At 54.6% G+C, this 4,122-nt stretch carries 1 protein-coding gene; it reads right to left on the bottom strand.

The features are described from left to right. Positions 1–312: 312 nt before the first annotated feature. Positions 313–2,637 carry a choice-of-anchor tandem repeat GloVer-containing protein gene (locus VKV18_RS13170; protein WP_324204650.1) on the bottom strand — a complete coding sequence of 775 codons (2,325 nt, stop codon included), beginning with the start codon at positions 2,635–2,637 and terminating at the stop codon, positions 313–315. Between the last annotated feature and the right edge of the window lie 1,485 nt (positions 2,638–4,122).

The following is a 4,122-nucleotide window of genomic DNA, read 5'->3' on the forward strand; positions in this document are numbered from 1 at the left end:
GATTCGGGAGAAAGGGGGCGGTTGTGTTAAGTTCCTGAAGGGAAGCTTATCAAAGGAAACCGCTAGTAAGCTTATTGGTCTCCCCTCTCCCCAATGGGGGGAGGGGGCTGGAGAGGCGCACGGCGATACAGCGGCCAGAGAAAGAGACGATTACGGAAACTGTGCTGGCCGCAAAGGCGCCGTCCGCGAGGACGCCCACCGCGAGGTGCCCCTCTCCCTAAGAGGGGGAGGGGCTGTTGCGCCTGAAAGACAAAAAAACTTCCCCTCCTTCAGCCATGAAGGAGGGGAGGAACTATCTAACTTCACACCAACCTACGGCACGGTCACGCGCAAACTCCCACCAAAACTACCGCCGCCATAGCTCCCGCGCACCTGCAACAAACCCGAACCGGAAGCTGCCGTAGACGGAAACACCAGCGTCGCCGATACACTGCCCCCGGCAGAGAGCGTGCCTAACGACAACGGCAACGAACTGCTCGTGTTGAACTTCTGCCTCGTGCTGTCCGTTAGAGTTGCCAATGTCACCGCCAAGTTGGTGGCCGACGCTCCTCCGGTGTTGGTTATTGTAAAGGTAACCACCACGTTGTTGTTGCTGTCTCGGCCGATGGAGCTGATTTGCAGGTGGATTTGCACTGCCCCGATTAGGAAGACAAGGGGTGGGGTGGTGTTGTGGATGTTGGGGTCTTGCACCTGCAGGGTGGCAGAACCAGGTGTGGTGAGGAGGTTAGCGGGGATGGTAGCCTGGATTTTAGTGCCATCGGAGGAGACGAAGGTGGGGGTAATGGGGGTAGTGCCGTTCCAGAGGAGGGTATCGTTTTGTGCGAAGCCGTTTCCGAGTAGGGTGAGGGTGAGGTTGTTGGAGCCTGCTGGGGCGTTATTGGGGTTGAGGGTGAGGGCTTGTGGGCCGATACGAAAGATGACACCTAAATTTGTCCCGTACAAGTTACCATCTTTGCCCTGAATGACACCACCATAAGGAAAGGCGCCCTCATAGTAACCGTACGTGAAGCTATGGAGCATCTGGAAGTTGGAGCCATCTGTGTTGAGCTTGAACACCACGCCATAATTAAGGGCGCCTCCAAATTCAGTCGTCCCATACAAAGCCCCATCTGAACCCTGAATAACACCGGCACGGGGATGGGAGCCGTCGGAGTTGTCTCCATTCATGTCGTATGGTGCCGAGAAGGAATGGATCACTTGGAAGTTGGAGCCATCGGGGTTGAGCTTGTACACTACGCCACTATCATGGGCGCCTCCTCCAGCAGTAGTCCCATACAAAGCTCCATCCCTGCCCTGGATGACACCGGCAAAATAGGGATAGACGCCGTCCTGGCTATTGAAGTTATGGAGTACCTGGTAGTTGGAGCCATCGGGGTTGACCTTATACACGACGCCAGCCCCATTGGTGCCTCCACCATAAGTCGTTCCATACAAGGCTCCATCCTTGGCTTCAATGACACAGGCATAGGGAAAGGCGCCGTCCTGGCCATTGAAGCTATTGAAGTGATGGAGCACCTGGAAGTTGGAGCCATCTGTGTTAACCTTATACACCACGCCATACCCAAAGGTGCCTCCAAAGAAGGTCGTCCCATACAAGGCTCCATCACTCCCCTGGATGACACCGGCATAGGGATAGCCGCCGTCATTGCCTCTGGTGAAGGCGTGGATTACCTGGAAGTTGGAGCCATCGGGGTTGACTTTGAATACGACACCCCAACCATAGGCGCCTCCATATGTAGCCGTGCCATACAAAACTCCATCACTCCCCTGAGTAACACCGGCAAAGGGATAGGCACCGTCGGAGTTGGTAGATGGGTATGGTAATGCCGAGAAGGTATGGAGCACCTGGAAGTTGGAGCCGTCGGGGTTGACCTTGAACACCACGCCATCATTATTGGCGCCCCCAATGTGGGTTGTCCCATACAAAGCTCCATCCTTGCCCTGAATGACACCGGCATAAGGATCGGCTCCATCATTAGGGCCATTGAAGTTATGTACAAGTACTACTGGCTCTATACCCTGTGCCTGTGCCCTCCCTATACCGCTCCCATACAACAAAACACCGCACAACAGAGCGACGCTTATCCTACTTAGCGAACCGGCACCACGCCGTACTCCTAGGCGCCATAACATGCCAAGACCTACTAACAGCAATAAACCCCACACACTCCCTAACTCCGGGGTCGTCGCATGACCCCCTACCGTCACACTAAAGTTCTGTGTTACCGAACCCGAAGCACTCCCATCTATGAAGTCTATCTCGTATGTCCCCGTATACACCGTCCCAGACACAGCGTTGGCAGGTACCGTCACATCAAACAAGTCCCCCGTCCAACTCGAACCAACCGTGCCGGCAGGGGTCAACGACGGTGGGGCGTTGAGGAAGTTATCGGTGAAGTCGTTGGCATTGGGGTCGGAATAGGAGGTGTTGTCTCCGGTGAGGTCTATGGGGTTGTTGGGGTCGGTGTTGGTGAGGGTAGTGAAGAAGGCGAAGGTGCTCCCCGGTGCCACCGTGGGATTGGGGTTTTGAAGGGTGAAGTTAAGTTGTGCCTTAGCCGTTTGCAGTCCGGTGAGCAAGCACGCTCCCACCAACAAGGCGAAGAGCCGAACGAAGCGGACGAAACGATTTGTGTTCATGAACATGTCCTCCTTAAGACTGTTATGGGTTGTGAGGGCAGAAGCCGATGATAAGTGAGGACTTCGTACCCATCCATCTTGACTGCAATTTCCGTGCCAATTTTACATGATTTTGGGTGTTTGGAGAAAATCAGGTATTCGATGGGTCTAGCATACCTGATTTTTGGTGGTTTTAGAGGCAGTTAGCCAAGCAAGTTCGCTTTATTCGCCCCCTATCCCATCCTTTCCCCCGATTCGGGAGGTGCTAGCGCACGGCGATGCAGCGGCTAGAGAGATAGGCGATGAAGGAAGCGACACAGGCCGCTGAGGGGGAGGGCGTCGGCCTTGAGGGAAAGGGCGTCGGCCTTGAAGAGCCGGTGAGATAGACGCCTGTCATTTCGAGTCGAAGACAAGATAAACAACTGTCATTTCGAGCTGAAGGCGAGAAATCTTGAGTTTCCATTGCCACCCGTTCCGAGGGGTGAGGCTGCCAATCTCGCGGTTCTAGAGTCAGTCGGTACAGCAAGCTTATCTTGCTCGCCCCCTATCCCGACCTTTCCCCCGATTCGGGAGAAAGGGGGCTATTTTGCTGGTTTTTCCAAGGAAAGCCTATCAACAGGAAACTGAAAGTAAACTTGTTGGTCTCCCCTCTCCCTGATAGGGGGAGGGGCGGGGGGGTGGGGGCCTTGAGGGGAGGGGCTTGAAGAGCTAGCGATACGCCTGTCATTCCAAGCCGCAGGCGAGATAAACAACTGTCCCTTCGAGCAGCAGGCGAGATAAACACCTGTCATTTCGAGCCGAAGGCGAGAAATCTTATGTTTCACTTCCCACCCGTTCCGAGGGGAAGGGATGAGACTGCCAATCTCAAGGTTCTAGAGGCAGTTAACCAAGCAAGCCTGCCTTGCTCGCCCCCTATCCCGGCCTTTCCCCCTATTAGGGAGAAAAGGGGCGGTTGTGTTGAGTTTCCGAAGGGAAGGTTATCATAGAAAACTGCCGATGAACTTATTGGTCTCCCCTCTCCCAAATTGGGGGAGGGGGAGGGCGTTGGCCTTGAGGGGCGGGGGGGTGGGGGCTGATAAGCAAGCCGACTTTTCGCGCCAGAGCAATGTTACCTCGAACCATGTCATCTCGAACTTTGTCTCGAACGCGATAGCGGATGTCATCGCGAAGCGAAGCTGCGAGATCTTATGCAGGTTGGTCATTGCGGTGGTTGGAGGGGGAACTCTTGCGGTTACCCACCCATCCTCCGATTTGAGAAGCTTGAATGGCAGCCTGTTCCGCCTCGTCTATGAGGCAACAGGCGAAGGAATAAAAACCTGAAACCTCTCTTTCAACCTGTGCGTATTCAGAAAAAATATCCCGTCCAACAACAAGGCGCCCTAAGGGAGCGCTTTTTGGGCTATAATGCTAAGGAAATCCGAAGGATTTCACCGCAAATATCTGTTTCAGCATGAGGTGACCTAACTATGCAGTGGCTGGCGGAAGTCTGCGTGCGACGACCGGTGT

Source organism: Chthonomonas sp., from assembly GCF_035294505.1.
In the GTDB taxonomy this organism is placed as follows: domain Bacteria; phylum Armatimonadota; class Chthonomonadetes; order Chthonomonadales; family Chthonomonadaceae; genus Chthonomonas.

Bases quoted from the DNA above. Each gene is read 5' to 3' on its own strand.
- VKV18_RS13170 (WP_324204650.1), bottom strand. From the start codon at position 2,637: ATGAACACAAATCGTTTCGTCCGCTTCGTTCGGCTCTTCGCCTTGTTG.